Source organism: Aquiflexum gelatinilyticum, assembly GCF_024741135.1.
Taxonomy (GTDB): domain Bacteria; phylum Bacteroidota; class Bacteroidia; order Cytophagales; family Cyclobacteriaceae; genus Cognataquiflexum; species Cognataquiflexum gelatinilyticum.
The window spans coordinates 1-16,127 of the sequence record NZ_JANSUY010000012.1; the positions used below are offsets into that span (position 1 = coordinate 1).

Sequence of the window (16,127 nt, forward strand, 5' to 3'; positions counted from 1 at the left end):
ACGCACAAGGCCTGGGCCGGCCCGGTCCGCCGTCATTCCTTCCCGCCTCGAACAAATGAATTTCAGTTTAGGGTAGGGATTCGGTATCTACGGTACTTCCGTCTTCCGTCTTCCGGCCTGTCTGAATTAGGATAATGAGGCTTTTGCAAAGAGGCTGAAAATAAATTCACATTAACTCCAAAATAACCCAAAAATGACGATGTTCGACAAAATGGACAAAATCAACAACGGGTCCAAAACCCCGAAGTACCAGCAGGTAGTCAACCTGATCCTGGAAGATATCGAAAGCGGCAGGCTGAAGATCGGAGAGCGGATCTCTTCGATCAACGAGATGAGCTTTGATTTTTTGCTTTCGAGGGATACCGTCGAAAAAGCGTACAACGAACTCAAAGACCGGGGCATCATCACTTCGGTCAAAGGGAAAGGCTTTTATGTGAGTTCGACCAACACTTCCAATAAACTCAAAGTCCTGCTCCTTTTCAACAAGCTCAGTTCCTACAAGAAAATCATCTACTACTCGGTCTTGGAAACACTCGGCGAAAAAGCCACCGTGGACATCCATGTTCATCATTACAATAAGTCGATGGTGCAGGAACTGCTCGAAAGGAATATGGGAAAATACCATTACTATGTGCTTGCACCCCATTTTTATGATGAAGATTCGCACCTGATGGATTCTTATGACATTGCACGGCAGTTTCCCGAAAACAAACTGCTGATCATGGACCGTGCGGTCAAAGGCCACGAAAATGAATTCCCCGGCGTTTATCAGGATTTTGAAAAGGATATTTTCCATGCCTTGGAAGATGGGATCGAGCATTTGAAAAAATACCAAAAACTCAAACTCGTCTATCCGCGGGGACTGATGTATCCGCCTGAGATTGTGGATGGGTTTAAGAAATTCTGCTTTTACTACAATTTTGACAATGTCATCCTTGACGGTATCGACGCCGAACCCCTGTACGAAGGTGATGTCTATATCACATTGGCGGAGACGGACCTGGTGAATGTCGTCAAGAAAAGCCGGGAACAGGGTTTGGAATTGGGAAAGGCAGTGGGATTGATTTCTTATAATGACACGCCGCTAAAGGAAATTTTGGCGGATGGCATCACGACGATCTCCACGGATTTTGAGCATATGGGAAAAAGGATTGCAGAACTGATTTTGGGAAAAACCACCGAAAAAGTCTCCAAAAATCCATTTAAGATGACGGTGAGGAAGACGCTGTGAGGTTTAAATCAGGTTTTTTCAATTATCCGATTTCAAAAAATCAGATGCTTTAATAAATAATTATTTGATCCAACCACCTTATAAATCCCATACCTGATAAAGTCCTCCTCCACATCAGGATTGATCAATTGGATCAAAAGCCTGTTGCCAGGTAAAGTCATGGTTACTTTTCCATTAGTTGGCAGTGGAATGTCAGCACTTACTTGTTTGGTCCCATCAAACAAAATGAGTCTGTGGTACGCAGGATCTTCAAAATGATGATAAGTAGGATCGTCAGCTTTCTTACTCTCATAAGTACCATATTCTATTCCCCGGATATAATCGAGAACAATCATTCCACCGTCAAGGGAAAACAATTTGCTGTTTTTAGGACTTAAACTGATTCTTCCATGAGACGGAAAATCATCATCTGATATCAGACTCTTTTTGACCATGCCAAAATCACCATGGTTAATCTTTATTCTTGACTCCAATTTCCGGGAAGTCAAATCATAAATAGTGATTTCATTGTCCAAATTCGTTGTCAAAAAAAGCTTCTTTTTCTTTGGGTCAATTTTGTAAATAATTGAATGAAGATTATTTATTGTTGATTTATCGAATTTCTTATTCATGGACCTATCTAGGGCGGGGGACATTTTGTACAACTCCTCTTTCTCTACCTCATAAATTTCAATCAAATCAGAACTGTTTTCCCTATCAGGCCTGGTAGAATTTGTACCTGAGGGAGTGGTGATAAATGACAAACTTGATTGGGATTGATTTTGGTAGAAATAGGGAAAAAATTCCATTCTCCCATAAATATGCATTTTTGTACCCGACAGATAGCGGATCTTGTTTTTAACATTCAGCTTTTGGTTATAAAGAAAAAGCTGATAAGGCGTCTGAAGCCAAATATCACCTTCTTCTGTAAAAGCCATGGCATTGAATGCAGCCGAGGATTGATTAGGTCCTTCCCCTACCAAACCTTTATTGATGACAAATTCTCCTTGTTCGTCTATCAGGACTATCCTCGTCCCTTTAGAATCGGAAATATATCCCAAGTAAAGTTTGCTCTCTGGATGGTAATCAACGATTACGACCGGAAGCAAGGAGTTGATTTTAAACTCTTCCACCTTCTCTAATTGGTATTGGGAAAAGGAGTCTGTTGGCAAAAAGAGCATTGATAAAGAAAAAACAAATTCCAGCGATAGTTTTTGGGTTATTGTGGCCATGGTCTGGGGAAATAAATGGTTGAAAAGTGTTTGGATAAGGCGTATAACGATCTAAAATAAGTTTAGGTTGTTATTCAAAATATTCATATTCCTCAAAAATACCCCTCACATCATTCCTCTACTTTCAGCCCTACCCTGAACAACCTGAAATAATCTTTTTCTTCTTCCTCATTCGGTTTTTCCATCATCCAGAGTTCTCCGTTTCGGAGCAGCATACTTCTGGGTTCCAGACCTTCCGGAACAAAATCATTGATGACATTTCCAAGTGAGTCTAGGATGGCAATTCTTTTTGGATACTTTTCCATCATCTTTTCTCTAAAAATCGATGCTTCTACTGGAGATTTGTTTTCAAAATTGGTTTCAGAATCTGTTTCATTATACCCCTGAAAATAGGCAACTATAAATACTCCATCAATCTTTTTGATATTGTCAATCCTACCTGAGGAAAAAAGCATACTTATAAACCTGAAATCGTTTGGATCTTCTGTTCCTTTAGAATAATTATAATCAGGAAGATTAAGTGGAATGGAGGATTTTAGAGAATAAGGCTCTTTAGCTTCATAAACATGAATTACAGGCTCTAAACCAAATGCTACATAAATATGCTCTTTATCAACGGTAAAAACAGGAAACCATGTGGGAGAAAAGAAATAGTTGCCATTTAAAAAAACACTGTTCTCCGGAAACCCGATGATTGCATTTCTTTTTCCACCTACGGGATCAATTACTGATAACAATTTGAGGTCTTTATATTGATGGACTTCCGAAGGCCTCGGCTCAAAATTAAGGTAAAGGAGCTTATCTGTTAAATTTTCCATACCAAATCCCATGGCCGTCATACGTTCGTTGGGAACATGAAAATCATCGTATTTTACCAAAGACAATAACTTCCCATCAAAATCATAAGTAAAAAAACCTTTATAGCCATACACCAAAAAAGAATCAGGTCCAGTAATTTTAATTGTGCTCATCAAAGCCCCATACGTATCAGGCATGTCACCGAACTTGGAAAAAGATGAAAGGATCTTACCCTCAAAGTCAGCGATAAAGATATCTTCCGAAAATTCTTTATGATCCATAAACAGAACCGTTCCGGATTTTGGATCAATATCATGAACAGTGGGAATGCCTAGGTAATCAATCTGGATACTATCCAGCTTTACCAAGGAAATTGATTTTTGAGGTGAAGAAGTCTCTATAACTTCTGTATCCTGATTTTTTGAATTGCAGGAGATAAATAAAATGAACAAAATAAAGAAGACCAGATACCGCATAGGATCAATTTTTTTTAAAACCTGAACCGATTCCTGGAGTAAGTAGCTTTTTGGAATCGGGAGACAATTAAACCTAAAAAATAAATTCTATACATCAAAATGAAATTATCCACCTAATCAAGATTCAGGAAAAATAATCTTAAGATTTAGGAAACCTGAATTCAAAAAATATTGATTTCGGCATGCCAAATTAAGCCCAAAATAAAAAAACACACAAAGCTAATGGCTGATTTTTCAGATCGTAATCGAAAAATTAGGCGTATTTTTTCGATTAGGGGAAAAGGAAATCCCACTTTCAAATTATTCTTATATCCCAAGACCCGACACTACAGGATATTTTATTAATCAGACTTTTTGAGATTGAGAAACAAAATTGTTTTAAATGATATTGGTGGATACTAATTGATATTTATGGATATTAACAGACATTATAGAGCACTAATTGTACTGCATTTCCTTCACCAAAATATCAATCAATATCTCTGTATCCATTAATATCAAATTCATAAAATGCCCGAGAATAAAATAAAAATAGGACTTTTCATCCCCTGTTACGTCGACCAGTTTTATCCCAAGGTGGCGATTGCGACTTTGGAATTGCTTGAGAAATTGGGTTGTCAGGTGAAATACCCTATGGGTCAAACCTGTTGCGGGCAGCCCATGGCCAATGCGGGGTATGAACGGGATACAATTGCCACGACCAGGCATTTTATCAGGATTTTCAAGGACTTTGATTATGTCGTCGCCCCATCAGGAAGTTGCGTCCTCCATGTCAAAGAACATGCTCCCGTGATCGCAGGAATGGAAAAAGAACAGGCTGAGCTCCATGACAAGATTTTTGAACTGACGGAGTTTTTGACTGATATTCTGAAAATAGGGAACATCAAAGGAAGCTTTCCACACAGGGTCGGCTTCCATGCCTCCTGCCATGGGCAACGGGGTTTGAGGCTTTCGTCCTCAAGTGAATTACACCAAACTCCTTTCAACAAAGCGAAGCAATTGATGGTTAATCTGGAAGGATTGGAATGGGTGGAATTGGAAAGGAAAGATGAATGCTGTGGTTTTGGAGGCACATTTGCGGTCAGCGAAGAAGCCCTTTCCATCCAAATGGGCAAAGACAGGTTGGCCGACCACCAAGAACACCAAGTCGAAATCCTGACCGGAGGCGACATGTCCTGCATCATGCATTTGCAGGGAATCGCCAAACGAAACGGAAATCCGATCCAGTTTAAGCATATCGCCGAAATCCTTAACGAAGCCATCTCATGAGTCATCCCATCCAGGCAGCGGAATTTTTGCAGGATCAGGCCAAGTCCAAATGGCACGATGAAACCCTGTGGTTTGTCAGGGACAAGCGGGATAAAATCAGCAAATCCGTCCCCGAATGGGAAAACCTCCGGGACCTTGCCTCCCAGATCAAAGACAATGTATTGGCCAATTTGGGCAGTTATCTGGAGGAATTTGAAAAAAATGCAAAAGCCAACAACATCCATGTCCATTGGGCAAAGGATTCAGAAGAACATAACCGGATTGTCCTTGGGATTTTGAAGGAAAAGCGCTGCAAAGCCATCGTCAAAAGCAAATCCATCCTGACAGAAGAATGTCACCTGAATCCCTATCTGGAAAAAAACGGCATCGAAGTCGTGGATACGGACCTTGGCGAGCGCATCGTACAGTTCCTTAATCAGGCCCCAAGTCATATAGTATTACCTGCAATCCACCTGAAGAAAAGGGATATTTCTGAGATTTTTCACGAAAAACTCCATACCGAAAAAGGAAACGAAGATCCGGATTACCTCACCCACGCGGCAAGAATCCATTTGAGAGAAAAATTCCTTTCCGCAAAAGTGGCGATCACAGGAGTGAATTTCGGAGTGGCTGAGACGGGGGAGTTTGTGGTCTGCACCAATGAAGGCAATGCCGATATGGGTGTCCACCTCGCAGATGTGCACATCGCCTGTATGGGAATAGAAAAAATCATCCCGAAGCGGGCCCATTTGGGGGTATTTCTCCGTCTGCTCGCAAGATCGGCAACAGGACAAAGCGTCACCAATTACACTTCCCATTTCAGAAGTCCATCTCCGGGAAAAGAAATCCATATCGTCTTGGTCGACAATGGCCGGACTGCCCAATTGGCAAGACCTAAATTCAAAAATTCCCTCAAATGCATCCGCTGTGGGGCCTGTATGAATACCTGTCCGATTTATAGGAGAAGCGGTGGTTTCAGCTATGAAAGCACTGTTCCCGGACCGATTGGGTCTATCCTTTCCCCCGGTATCGATTTACAAAAACACAGTTCACTGCCTTTTGCCTCCACCCTTTGCGGCAGCTGCACCGACGTCTGTCCAGTGAAGATCAACATCCACGAGCAACTCTATGAGTGGCGGCAGGAAATTACCAAAGCACAGCCTGACAGGGCTAAAAGCCTGGCGATGAAGATTGCCAATGGGGTTTTTGCGGTTCCTTTTGCCTATAATCTGAGTGGAAATATGATGCGTGGCGCTTTGAAAATCCTGCCTGACAGCATCACCTATTCAGGTTTGAATACTTGGGGAAAGCAACGGGACTTGCCTGAGTTGCCAAAAGAATCATTCAAAGACTGGTATAAAAAGAACCGCAAATGAGCAGCAGGGATCTGATATTGTCCAAAATCAAGGCTGTTCCTTTGGCAGCAAAGAAACTACCTATTATCCCTGAATTTGAATTTGAGGGTGATTTGAAAGCCAGGTTTATAGCTTCCATCCAAGCCAACAAAGGTGAAGTAATTTCAAAGGCCGATCTTCTGGGCTTATTGGCTTCAGGGGTTTTCGAAAAAGTTTATTCCCGTATTGAAGATTTTTCTTCCTTCACCAATATCAGAATCACTGAAGACGCCCATCAACTCAATGACCTGAATCTTGCCATTATTCGGGGACAATTTGGGGTGGCAGAAAACGGGGCTATATGGCTGGAAGATCAGGATATGGGTTTGCGGGCACTGCCTTTCATCACGGAGCATTTGGTGATTGTACTGGATTCCGCCAATCTGGTGGGGAATATGCATCAGGCTTATGACATGATCGGCTTGCAGGAATCAGGTTTTGGGCTGTTTTTAGCTGGACCTTCCAAGACAGCTGACATCGAGCAGTCACTCGTCATCGGAGCCCATGGCGCAAAAAGTCTGAGGGTGGTATTTATGTAGAAGCGAGAGTTTAGAATCGAGAAATGAGACTAGTGCCATAATGTTCCGGAGATAAAACTTAAAAATAGAATTAACGTAAAGGAAAAAGCAGTTATAGATTTTTTGCGCTTTAATTCTACATTTCATTCATGTCTTAATTACAGAAAAGATGAAAAAGTTATCCTTCCTAATTTTATCGATTTTCTTTGGATCATTTTCTTGCCAAGAAAAAGCCGAAGAACCCACATTTGAGGTTTGCGGTGTAAAAGACCCTGTTAAAGAATTGGCTTGGCTGGCTGAAAGAATAGCATCTTCTGGACAATCTGAATTGAATAAATATTTTTTCATTACGGTAGCCGAATACAATGAAGAAAATATTTTTCTAATGAAAAACTGTTGTCCCTTTTGCAATTCAGTTGTGACAGCATATAATTGCGAAGGTACTTTCTTGGGTGTAGTAGGTCCGGAATCTGAAATTGATGGCATTCAATTATCAAATGAAAGAGTTATCTGGAGGCCTGTTAATTCTTCTTGCTCAATTTGATTTTATACTCTTATTTCAGGATCACTATAAAGCAAAGAGTCTGAGGGTGGTGTTGGTTTGAGATTGGAGTTTTTTATTTAAATTAGAGTTATTATAAATGCAGGAACATGAGAGAGGTCACCTTAAAAATTCCCGACGAAAAATTTGAGTTCTATATGGAGCTTTTTGAACAACTTGGTTTGGAAGCAGAGATGGAATATAACATTCCTGAAGAACACAAGGAGATCGTAAGGGAACGGATTAGGAATTCCAAGGCGGAAAACTTAATCCCTTGGAAGAACGCCAAAAAAATGCTTGATCACATCGCTGATTCCGATGGGATTTGAAGTTGTAATTGAACCTGCTGCTCTGCAGGACATTCAAGATGCTGTTAATTATTAAAATTTACAAGCACCAGGCTTAGGATATAAATTTGAGGAAGAACTGGATCATTCTTTTGAAGTTCTTGAAAACACCCAATTTTTCAGATAAGATATGATGAGACAAGATGTCTTCCACTCAAAAGATTCCCTTATATGATTCATTACTCTGTGGATGAAAATAACAAATTGGTTATCATAAGGGCGATTTTCAATACTTCCCGAAACCCAAAAATCTGGAAATCAAGAGAATGAAAACAGAACATCGCACATTTGCCTTCAAGATGTCTATCCGTCCCGGCATGGAAGAAGAATACAGGCGGAGACATGATGAAATATGGCCCGAACTGAAAAAACTACTCGAGGATTCAGGAATTTCTGAATATTACATTTTTTTGGACAGAGAAACATCCACCCTATTTGCCTTTCAAAAAATAACCGGAAAGGGCAATTCCCAAGAACTTGGTAACCATCCTGTCGTACAAAAATGGTGGAAATACATGGCCGATATTTCTATTTCAAATCCAGACAATTCCCCTATTAGTGTTCCAATGGAGGAAGTATTCAGGTTGTGATTTTTCTTTCTTCCAACAATATCATTTTGGTAGTGTAAGAATTTAAAAGGAAAATTTTAAATTCCTAAATTGTAGACAAAACCCACCATACCATGAAAAATTTCCCAAAATACTTCTTCATTTTCTGGTCGATTGTATTCTTGCTTTTTGCCTATTGGCAAGTCAACGACCCCGATCCTCAAATATGGGTATCCGTCTATATACTTGCAGCTATATTTAGCGGACTTGCCGTAATGGGAAAACATCCAATAATCCCTTTGGGAATAATTATTGTAGCCTGCATCGTCGGAGCGGTTTATTTCTATCCGACTTCGGTATCCGAGTGGGTCAATTATGAACTGGAAAACAAGGACCTGACCATGAAAACCCAGGAATCCGAAGAAGCAAGGGAAACATTTGGCTTGCTTATCATTGCAGCAATCCTTTCCGTATCAGCCTATTTTGGCTGGAAAAACAAAATCTAAAATTACAGTCCAATTAAATTATAATTCCTTATGAAAAAGTTTTCAATTATTATTTTGGTCCTTTGCGGCCTGATTCCCAATCTGATCCATGCTCAGGATACCCGGTATTTTGAAATGAGGACTTACACTGCACATGAAGGAAAAAGACCCGATCTGATCAAAAGATTTCAAGACCATACCCTAAAATTGTTTGAAAAAAACGGAATTGAAAACATTGCCTATTTCATTCCTACGGACGAAACCAATAACACCTTAACCTTCATTCTTGCCTATCCCAACAAAGAATCAAGGGATTTATTGTGGAATAAATTTGCCAACAGTCCCGAGTGGCAAGCCGCTGCGAAGGCCTCAGAAGCAAATGGTCCTTTGGTAGCGAAAGTTGAACAGGTATTTATGGAAAATGCACCTGACCTGACACCGGAAATCATCCGCGATGATTACCAAGGAGAAAGGGTTTTTGAATTGAGGACGTATACCATGATGCCAGGAAAAGTGGACGCAATCCATGCGAGATTCAGGGATTATACACGTGAATTGTTCCAAAAACACGGCATGATCAATGTGATGTATTGGTACACTGTCGAAAAAGATCCTGCTGTACAGACCAAATTGGTTTATCTTTTGGCACACAAGAATGAAAAAGCTGGCAAAGCATCCTTCGAAAAATTCGGAAAAGATCCTTCTTGGATTGTGGTCCGAGATGCTTCAGAGCAAAACGGAAAAATAGTCGAAAAGATAACCTCGGTATACCTTAAGCCTCTCCCTTTTTCGCCTTTGAAGTAAAGGAACATTTATTTGCTATTTTTCATTTTCAAATAAGAAAGCCCCAAGAAAATCTGTCGATTTTGTTGGGGCTTTACTTTTGACTGTAATCAATCGTGCTAATTAATGCAAACAAAGTCAGAGGCTTACTTGGCCTTGAATTCCGCAGATACCAAAATCGCTGTTGGTTCTCCTGCCGCCGCCGGTCTTGTTACAAAATAAATATCGTGCTTTTTGCCATCAGTAATTGGTTCAATGGTGATGTTTGCCATTCCCCCTGCGCGTCCTCCGGGACCACCTGGATAAGTCATCAACTTGGTTTCGCCGATTTTCTTACCTGAAGGTGAATCCAATCTGACTTCAATGACAAAACCTTCATTACTAGGTTCCTGACCACCTCCCAATACCTGTATAGAGCCTATATCAGTAAGGTCAATTCCTTCGAAAGCAAAAGATGCTTCTTTGTCAGGAATCATCATCAAGGTCATTCCGCCAAACGACATGGTTGAGAAATCGACGAGGTTTCTTGCCTGATCCATTCCCATCTTCGGATTTCGGAGGGTTACTGCACTGTTTCCTGTCAAAGGTTTGACTCCTTCTGCTCCTCTGTCCGTAAAACTTCCTGAAAGGACAAACACCCCATTGTCACTCAGGGCCTTACTAACCGTTGGGTCTACCGATCCAGATGCCGGTAGTGAAGGCTTTTCGACAGCATCTCTTCTTCCAAGTGAAAGGATATAGGCAACTACTTTTTTGGCATCATCATTCTTCAGGTTCGGGTTTGCAGGCATTACCGTTTCACCCCAAACACCGCCTCCTCCTTTTTGGATTTTATTCACAAGGTAAGTTGTTGCGGCTTCAGGGTTTCTTCTGTATTTCCGCGCCACATCCACATAAGCAGGGCCGATGGATGCTTCGTCTTCTTTGTGACAAGTCATACAAGTCAATGAACTTATTAGGCTCTTTCCTGTCATGGCTTCAGTCATAATCAGGTGACCTTTGCCTGCCTCTGCCTGATCCAATCCTGAAATATAGTCTGCTGAGACATACAAGGTCGAAAGATCATTGCCTGCATCGGCATCATCAGGATCTGATACAGAAACATTGTATGCTACTTTCTTACCAGGGAAATAGAATGTCTGATTCCCTTTGAGTTCAATGTTTACAATCGGGGCAACATTTCCTGCATAAACAGAAGCTATCGTACTTTTTGCACTCAAATTGCTAGGATCGATGGCCGAAACCTGTACATCATAATCACCGACTGCAGTGAAAGTATGTGTCAATTTTGGTTCTGTGGTATTGACTGTTTCTCCGTTTCCAAGATCCCAAACAAAATTCAAGGGGTCGTTTTCGGGGTCATTGGCTTCTACAGTAAATGTTGCCGTGAAGGGAATTGAACCGGATTTTTTATCTACGGAAATTGATTGGACGACAGGGGTTCTGTTTCCTGCATTGAAATCAATTCTGGATAGTCCCGAATCCGCATTTTTGGTAAACCACCCATTTCCATATTCCAACACATAGAATTTACCATCCGGGCCGACTTCCATATCGATCAGGGCATTGAATTTGGTTTTGGACATAAAGGGCTCCATTTTGTCAAAGTCACCGTTTGGCAACATAGTCACCACTTTGATCCAACCCCTTACCCAATCATACATAAAGAACTTCCCATCATAGTAGGAAGGATATTTTGTATCTGCAGGATACATGTCCGAGTAATAGACAGGACCTGCCATGGCATTTCTGCCGCCTGTACCGAGCTGTGGAAACTCAGCAGAAACTCCATATGGATACCATATAAATGCAGGCGACATCGGCGCTACCACTTTCACCCCGGTATTGTTTTTGGAGTTGTTGGCTGGCTTCTCAGGATCGAAAGCCGCACCAGGAGTTCCTGTGGTGTAGTCAAATTCACGGTAAGGGTAATTATTGCCAACAAAATACGGCCAACCAAAATTACCCGCTTTTCTTGCCTGATTGACTTCGTCATAACCTCTTGGACCTCTTGTATCCAAGCTGTCATTGGCTGCATCAGGACCTACCTCTCCCCAATAGAGGAATCCTGTTTTTTGATCCACGGAAATTCTATAAGGGTTTCTGTTTCCCTGAACATAGATTTCAGGTCTTGTGCCTTCTGTTCCTTTTGGATATAAATTGCCTTCTGGGATATCGTAGCTTCCGTCTTCGTTTACTTTGATTCTCAAAATCTTTCCTCTCAAATCATTGGCATTTCCCGAGCTTCTTCTAGCATCAAATTGCTCAAAACCATCTCTGTTGTCCAAAGGTGCAAAACCCCTATTGACAAATTTGCTGTCTTTCTGATCAAAAGGCGTAGAATTATCTCCTGTAGAAAGGTATAGTAATCCGTCTTTGTCAAAAGCAATGGAACCACCGGTATGACAGCATATTTCCCTTTGGGAAAACAATTCCAAAATGATTTTTTCAGAAGCCAAATCCAGCTTGTCATTTTCAAATTTAAACCTTGAAAGCCTGTTGACTTCCTTGCCCGTTGGGCTGTAATACATGAAAATAAAATTGTTTTCCGCGAAATTCGGATCTTTCTGAATACCCATCAAACCTTCCTCAGCATTGACACCAGGCGTACTTGTTTTCCAATACACATCCAGCTTGGCAATCTCTCGGACTGTGGAATCACCGTTTTTGTACAGCATGACCTCACCTCTTCTTTGTGCTATCAAGATGTCAAGATTGGGCAAAATGGTCATTTCGGTAGGTTCGGTAAATTCACCGACTACAAGGTTGATCTTTTCAAACCTGTTTTCTTCAGGAACTCTTTGGGTTTTTGCTTTGGAATAATCAAGTTCTTTGTTATCTCCAATGGCATATTTGATTCCTTCCAAAACGTGCTGAAGGAAAAGCTCTTCTGTATATGATTCCTTGGTGTGACCGCCGGCTGTGTAGAATGCCCTTCCTCCGTCAAAATCATGGTACCAAGCCATCGGATGGAATCCCATCGGTTTGGTCTGCAAGTAGCTAGACTCATCGATGTCCATCAAAACATTGACGTCAGGATTCATCTTTTTGAAATGATACCATTCGTCTCTTCTGTTCCAAATCTCCGGTAAAAAACGGGTGGTAGAATGATTCCTATCCGTAACATTCAATTTACCATCCTGAACATTTGGATGTGGGTCACCTATGCCGGGATGATAAGAAAAATTAGCGCCGGCAAGTCTACTATACCATCCCCACTCATATTCTGTATCCGCTGCAGCGTGGATACCTACATAACCCCCACCTGACTGGATGTATCTTTCAAAATCAGCTTCCTGATAATGATTGAGCACGTCACCTGTTGTACTTAACCAAATGACTGCTGAATATTGTTGAAGGTTCTCCTCCGTAAACATCTCCGCATTGGTCGTGGTGTCCACGTCAAATTCGTTTTCTGCACCGAGCTTTTGGATAGCAGCTACCCCATCCACGATGGATTCATGATAAAATCCGGCTGTTTTACTAAATACTAGGACTTTTGGTTTTCCGCTTCTCTTATTGCAGGACGAAAAAACCACCAAGACCATCACTAGAAGAAATAAACTTCTTTTCAAGGAATTCAAGGTTAACATAGGTTATTGTATTTTGGAAATATTTGGAAAGATAGAGAGATTCTCAATATGCTTGCGGTTGAATCATTTAAGTGGGCATTTGGCCGTAAGATTGGTCGATTTCTTTGAACCAAAAGCAAATATTAATTAATTAAATTGACCTGCAAAAATTTCATTATGTATTTTTTACATTTTGAAATACATTTGGATATAAATACGCTGACCATGAAACAAATAACCAAAAAAACCATCCCCATGTTTGCGATAGCAGCCATGTTGATGTCCTGCGAAAAAAATGTGGTGGAAGAAACCCCATTAGATGGAAATATCACCATCCTCACCCAATCAAAAGGTGCAAAACTCGGTTATTCAAAATCTTCGGGTGTCAATATTCTTGATGAAAAAGGGTTGAAATTCAAGGACCTGAACAAGAACGGAGAACTTGACAAATACGAAGACTGGAGGCTTTCCTTTAAGGATAGGGCAACTGACTTGGCCACCAAATTGTCAGTCGAACAGATTGCAGGACTGATGCTTTACAGTTCTCACCAAGCCATCCCTGCTGCACCCGTGGGATTTGGTGCAGGTACATACGAAGGAAAACCACTTTCTGAAAGCGGTATGCCATCTTCCTCGCTTTCAGACCAACAAAAGAAGTTTTTGACTGAAGACAATCTCAGGCATGTATTGATCACAGGGGTAGAAAGCCCTGAAGTAGCTGCCCAATGGAACAACAATGCCCAAGCTTATGTCGAAGGTTTGGGTTTCGGAATCCCGACCAATAACAGTTCAGACCCAAGACACAGCCCAATCGCGAGTACGGAATACAACGCTGGCGCAGGAGGCAATATCTCCATGTGGCCTGAAGCCCTAGGATTGGCAGCGACTTTTGATCCGGCTTTGGTGCAAAGGTTTGGAGAAGTTGCTTCCATAGAATACCGGGCTTTGGGATTGACGACAGCACTTTCTCCGCAGATAGACCTTGGTACCGAACCAAGGTGGAACAGATTGAAAGGGACTTTCGGAGAGGATTCAAGACTATCGGCGGACATGGCACGGGGATATGTAGACGGATTTCAGTCTTCTGCACCTGAATATGAAATCTCCGGAGGTTGGGGCTTTCAAAGTGTCAATGCCATGGTCAAACACTGGCCAAGTGGCGGACCTGAAGAAGGAGGAAGAGACGGACATTTTGCTTACGGAAAGTTTGCGGTGTATCCCGGGAACAACTTCGAAGAACATTTGGTACCCTTCACAGAAGGCGCATTTAAGCTGAGCGGAAAAACCAAATCTGCTTCAGCAGTCATGCCTTACTATACCATTTCTTATGGGCAGGACAGCAAAAACGGAGAAAATGTAGCCAATGCCTACAGCGAATATCTCATTACCGATTTGTTGAGAGGAAAATATGGATATGAAGGCGTCGTCTGCACCGATTGGGGAGTGACAGGCAATGAAAGAGACAATGTGGAAGTCTTCGCAGGAAAACCATGGGGCATGGAAACCGCCAGCATTGCCGAAAGACATTACCGGGTAATCATGGCAGGTGCCGATCAGTTTGGCGGCAACAATGACATCAAACCTGTCTTGGAAGCCTACCAGTTAGGCGTTAAAGAACATGGTGAAGAATGGATGAGAGCAAGATTTGAAAAGTCAGCGGTGAGGCTGTTGAGGAATATTTTCCAGACAGGCTTAATTGAAAATCCTTACCTCGAAATCGCCCATACCAGGGAAACTGTCGGTAATCCGGCATTTATGGAAGAAGGATTTCAGGCGCAAGTCAAGTCCGTGGTCATGTTGAAGAATAAAGAAAATGTCCTTCCCATCGCCAAAAACAGCAAGGTCTATATCCCTAAAAAATTTATTCCTTCAACTACCAATTGGTGGGGAATCAAATCGGAAGAACAATGGGTAGATGCAGTGAACCTTGAAATCGCCAAAAAATACTTTCAGGTTACCGAAAATCCCGAGGAAGCAGATTTTGCATTGGTCTTTGTCAGCAACCCTGAATCAGGAACGGGATATGACCCTGCAGACAGAATGAATGGAGGCAATGGCTATGTGCCCATCAGTCTCCAATATGGCACTTACACAGCTGCTACTGCCCGAGAACAAAGCCTTGCGGCAGGAGATCCGGTACTCGCTCCACAGGTTACCAACAGGTCTTATAAAAACAAAACCATCACAGCTTCCAATCTGAAGGACCTTCAAAACATCATGGATACCAAAAAAGTCATAAACGGAAAACCTGTTATAACCATTATTTCGGCCTCTAACCCAATGGTTTTTTCAGAATTTGAAAAAGAGGTTCAGGGAATCGTGTTGCACTTCAATGTTCAGGATCAGGCAATTTTAGATATTTTATCAGGAGCTGCAGAACCAAGCGGATTATTACCGGTACAGATGCCTGCCAATATGGAAACGGTAGAAAGCCAATTTGAAGATGTAGCCCATGATATGGATTGCCATGTAGATGAGGCAGGCAATACCTATGATTTCGCTTTTGGATTAAATTGGAAAGGAGTAATCAAAGACTCAAGAACAGAAAAGTATAAGAAAAAATAAATAGCCCTAAGCACGTAAATCAAGACCCACAGTCAAAAGACTCATAGTCTTCTTTGAATATGGACCACAATTTACCGTCCTCATCACGGTAGGTTATGGTCCCTGTTCTTGTATTCTGCCTGATGTCCTGACTCATTTCGATGGTGGTACCATCCTTAAGAAGGACAGTACATGTTCCTGAGATTTCTTCGATATCGGATATACAACCTGCCAATCCCAGGATAAGGATGGATGTAAAAAAGATTTTTTTCATGGGTGAAGATTTAACAATAAAGGCCAAAATTACAATTTTGTAGCAAAACGCAAGGAGGATTGAATTATTCTTTCTTATATCATTTTTGGAGGTAAAGGACTGAAAGAAAAAAGGCCGACAATTACCGGCCTTTTTTCGTAATCTATTCACTTACTTT

Annotated in this window: 14 protein-coding genes; 10 read left to right on the forward strand and 4 right to left on the reverse strand. The window is 41.5% G+C overall.

Translation table 11 applies throughout. The features are described 5' to 3' along the window. The first annotated feature begins 193 nt into the window (after window positions 1–193). Window positions 194–1,231, forward strand: coding sequence for a GntR family transcriptional regulator (locus NU887_RS13365; RefSeq protein ID WP_241141978.1), 1,038 nt, complete (start codon window positions 194–196; stop codon window positions 1,229–1,231). A 32-nt stretch (window positions 1,232–1,263) separates the two neighbouring features. On the opposite strand, the gene NU887_RS13370 is transcribed toward NU887_RS13365, so the two are convergent. Further along, on the reverse strand, window positions 1,264–2,442 hold the full coding sequence (locus NU887_RS13370) for a hypothetical protein (protein ID WP_258423886.1): 1,179 nt from the start codon (window positions 2,440–2,442) through the stop codon (window positions 1,264–1,266). Between the two features lie 110 nt (window positions 2,443–2,552). Next, on the reverse strand, window positions 2,553–3,716 hold the full coding sequence (locus NU887_RS13375) for a hypothetical protein (RefSeq protein WP_258423887.1): 1,164 nt from the start codon (window positions 3,714–3,716) through the stop codon (window positions 2,553–2,555). A gap of 510 nt (window positions 3,717–4,226) precedes the next feature. Here NU887_RS13375 and NU887_RS13380 point away from each other — a divergent pair. The 8 genes from NU887_RS13380 (at window position 4,227) to NU887_RS13415 (ending at window position 9,601) form a co-directional block, all read left to right on the forward strand. Next, entirely contained in the window at window positions 4,227–4,985 is a 759-nt protein-coding gene (locus NU887_RS13380; protein WP_258423888.1) for a (Fe-S)-binding protein, read from the forward strand. Then, window positions 4,982–6,340 carry a lactate utilization protein B gene (locus NU887_RS13385; RefSeq protein ID WP_258423889.1) on the forward strand — a complete coding sequence of 453 codons (1,359 nt, stop codon included), beginning with the start codon at window positions 4,982–4,984 and terminating at the stop codon, window positions 6,338–6,340. Before NU887_RS13380 ends, NU887_RS13385 begins: the two co-directional genes overlap by 4 nt. Further along, complete coding sequence (locus tag NU887_RS13390) at window positions 6,337–6,897, forward strand: LutC/YkgG family protein (RefSeq protein WP_258423890.1); 561 nt, start codon at window positions 6,337–6,339, stop codon at window positions 6,895–6,897. Before NU887_RS13385 ends, NU887_RS13390 begins: the two co-directional genes overlap by 4 nt. A 148-nt stretch (window positions 6,898–7,045) precedes the next feature. Beyond that, window positions 7,046–7,420: a hypothetical protein gene (locus NU887_RS13395; RefSeq protein ID WP_258423891.1), complete on the forward strand. Its 375-nt coding sequence runs from the start codon at window positions 7,046–7,048 to the stop codon at window positions 7,418–7,420. Window positions 7,421–7,527: 107 nt separating this feature from the next. Then, window positions 7,528–7,746: a hypothetical protein gene (locus NU887_RS13400; RefSeq protein WP_258423892.1), complete on the forward strand. Its 219-nt coding sequence runs from the start codon at window positions 7,528–7,530 to the stop codon at window positions 7,744–7,746. A gap of 284 nt (window positions 7,747–8,030) precedes the next feature. After that, window positions 8,031–8,354 carry an L-rhamnose mutarotase gene (rhaM, locus tag NU887_RS13405; RefSeq protein ID WP_258423893.1) on the forward strand — a complete coding sequence of 108 codons (324 nt, stop codon included), beginning with the start codon at window positions 8,031–8,033 and terminating at the stop codon, window positions 8,352–8,354. A gap of 92 nt (window positions 8,355–8,446) precedes the next feature. Beyond that, window positions 8,447–8,818: a transmembrane 220 family protein gene (locus tag NU887_RS13410; RefSeq protein WP_258423894.1), complete on the forward strand. Its 372-nt coding sequence runs from the start codon at window positions 8,447–8,449 to the stop codon at window positions 8,816–8,818. A 30-nt stretch (window positions 8,819–8,848) separates the two neighbouring features. Continuing rightward, window positions 8,849–9,601, forward strand: a complete 753-nt coding sequence (locus tag NU887_RS13415; RefSeq protein WP_258423895.1) for an NIPSNAP family protein — start codon at window positions 8,849–8,851, stop codon at window positions 9,599–9,601. Window positions 9,602–9,726: 125 nt separating this feature from the next. Here NU887_RS13415 and NU887_RS13420 read toward each other — a convergent pair whose 3' ends face one another. After that, window positions 9,727–13,155, reverse strand: a complete 3,429-nt coding sequence (locus NU887_RS13420) for a ThuA domain-containing protein (RefSeq protein ID WP_338081001.1) — start codon at window positions 13,153–13,155, stop codon at window positions 9,727–9,729. A gap of 222 nt (window positions 13,156–13,377) precedes the next feature. On the opposite strand from NU887_RS13420, the gene NU887_RS13425 reads away from it, so the two are divergent. Further along, entirely contained in the window at window positions 13,378–15,717 is a 2,340-nt protein-coding gene (locus NU887_RS13425) for a glycoside hydrolase family 3 protein (RefSeq protein WP_258423897.1), read from the forward strand. A 19-nt stretch (window positions 15,718–15,736) separates the two neighbouring features. Here the strand turns inward: NU887_RS13425 and NU887_RS13430 are convergent, their stop codons facing one another. Continuing rightward, window positions 15,737–15,970, reverse strand: a complete 234-nt coding sequence (locus tag NU887_RS13430) for a YgdI/YgdR family lipoprotein (RefSeq protein ID WP_258423898.1) — start codon at window positions 15,968–15,970, stop codon at window positions 15,737–15,739. Between the last annotated feature and the right edge of the window lie 157 nt (window positions 15,971–16,127).

What these genes read in the sequence shown, in the direction of transcription:
- NU887_RS13425 (WP_258423897.1), top strand. Translation starts at nt 13,378, where the DNA reads ATGAAACAAATAACCAAAAAAACCATCCCCATGTTTGCGATAGCAGCC.
- rhaM (WP_258423893.1), top strand. Translation starts at nt 8,031, where the DNA reads ATGAAAACAGAACATCGCACATTTGCCTTCAAGATGTCTATCCGTCCC.
- NU887_RS13380 (WP_258423888.1), top strand. Translation starts at nt 4,227, where the DNA reads ATGCCCGAGAATAAAATAAAAATAGGACTTTTCATCCCCTGTTACGTC.
- NU887_RS13365 (WP_241141978.1), top strand. Translation starts at nt 194, where the DNA reads ATGACGATGTTCGACAAAATGGACAAAATCAACAACGGGTCCAAAACC.
- NU887_RS13370 (WP_258423886.1), bottom strand. Translation starts at nt 2,442, where the DNA reads ATGGCCACAATAACCCAAAAACTATCGCTGGAATTTGTTTTTTCTTTA.
- NU887_RS13415 (WP_258423895.1), top strand. Translation starts at nt 8,849, where the DNA reads ATGAAAAAGTTTTCAATTATTATTTTGGTCCTTTGCGGCCTGATTCCC.
- NU887_RS13430 (WP_258423898.1), bottom strand. Translation starts at nt 15,970, where the DNA reads ATGAAAAAAATCTTTTTTACATCCATCCTTATCCTGGGATTGGCAGGT.
- NU887_RS13395 (WP_258423891.1), top strand. Translation starts at nt 7,046, where the DNA reads ATGAAAAAGTTATCCTTCCTAATTTTATCGATTTTCTTTGGATCATTT.
- NU887_RS13410 (WP_258423894.1), top strand. Translation starts at nt 8,447, where the DNA reads ATGAAAAATTTCCCAAAATACTTCTTCATTTTCTGGTCGATTGTATTC.
- NU887_RS13385 (WP_258423889.1), top strand. Translation starts at nt 4,982, where the DNA reads ATGAGTCATCCCATCCAGGCAGCGGAATTTTTGCAGGATCAGGCCAAG.
- NU887_RS13390 (WP_258423890.1), top strand. Translation starts at nt 6,337, where the DNA reads ATGAGCAGCAGGGATCTGATATTGTCCAAAATCAAGGCTGTTCCTTTG.
- NU887_RS13400 (WP_258423892.1), top strand. Translation starts at nt 7,528, where the DNA reads ATGAGAGAGGTCACCTTAAAAATTCCCGACGAAAAATTTGAGTTCTAT.
- NU887_RS13375 (WP_258423887.1), bottom strand. Translation starts at nt 3,716, where the DNA reads ATGCGGTATCTGGTCTTCTTTATTTTGTTCATTTTATTTATCTCCTGC.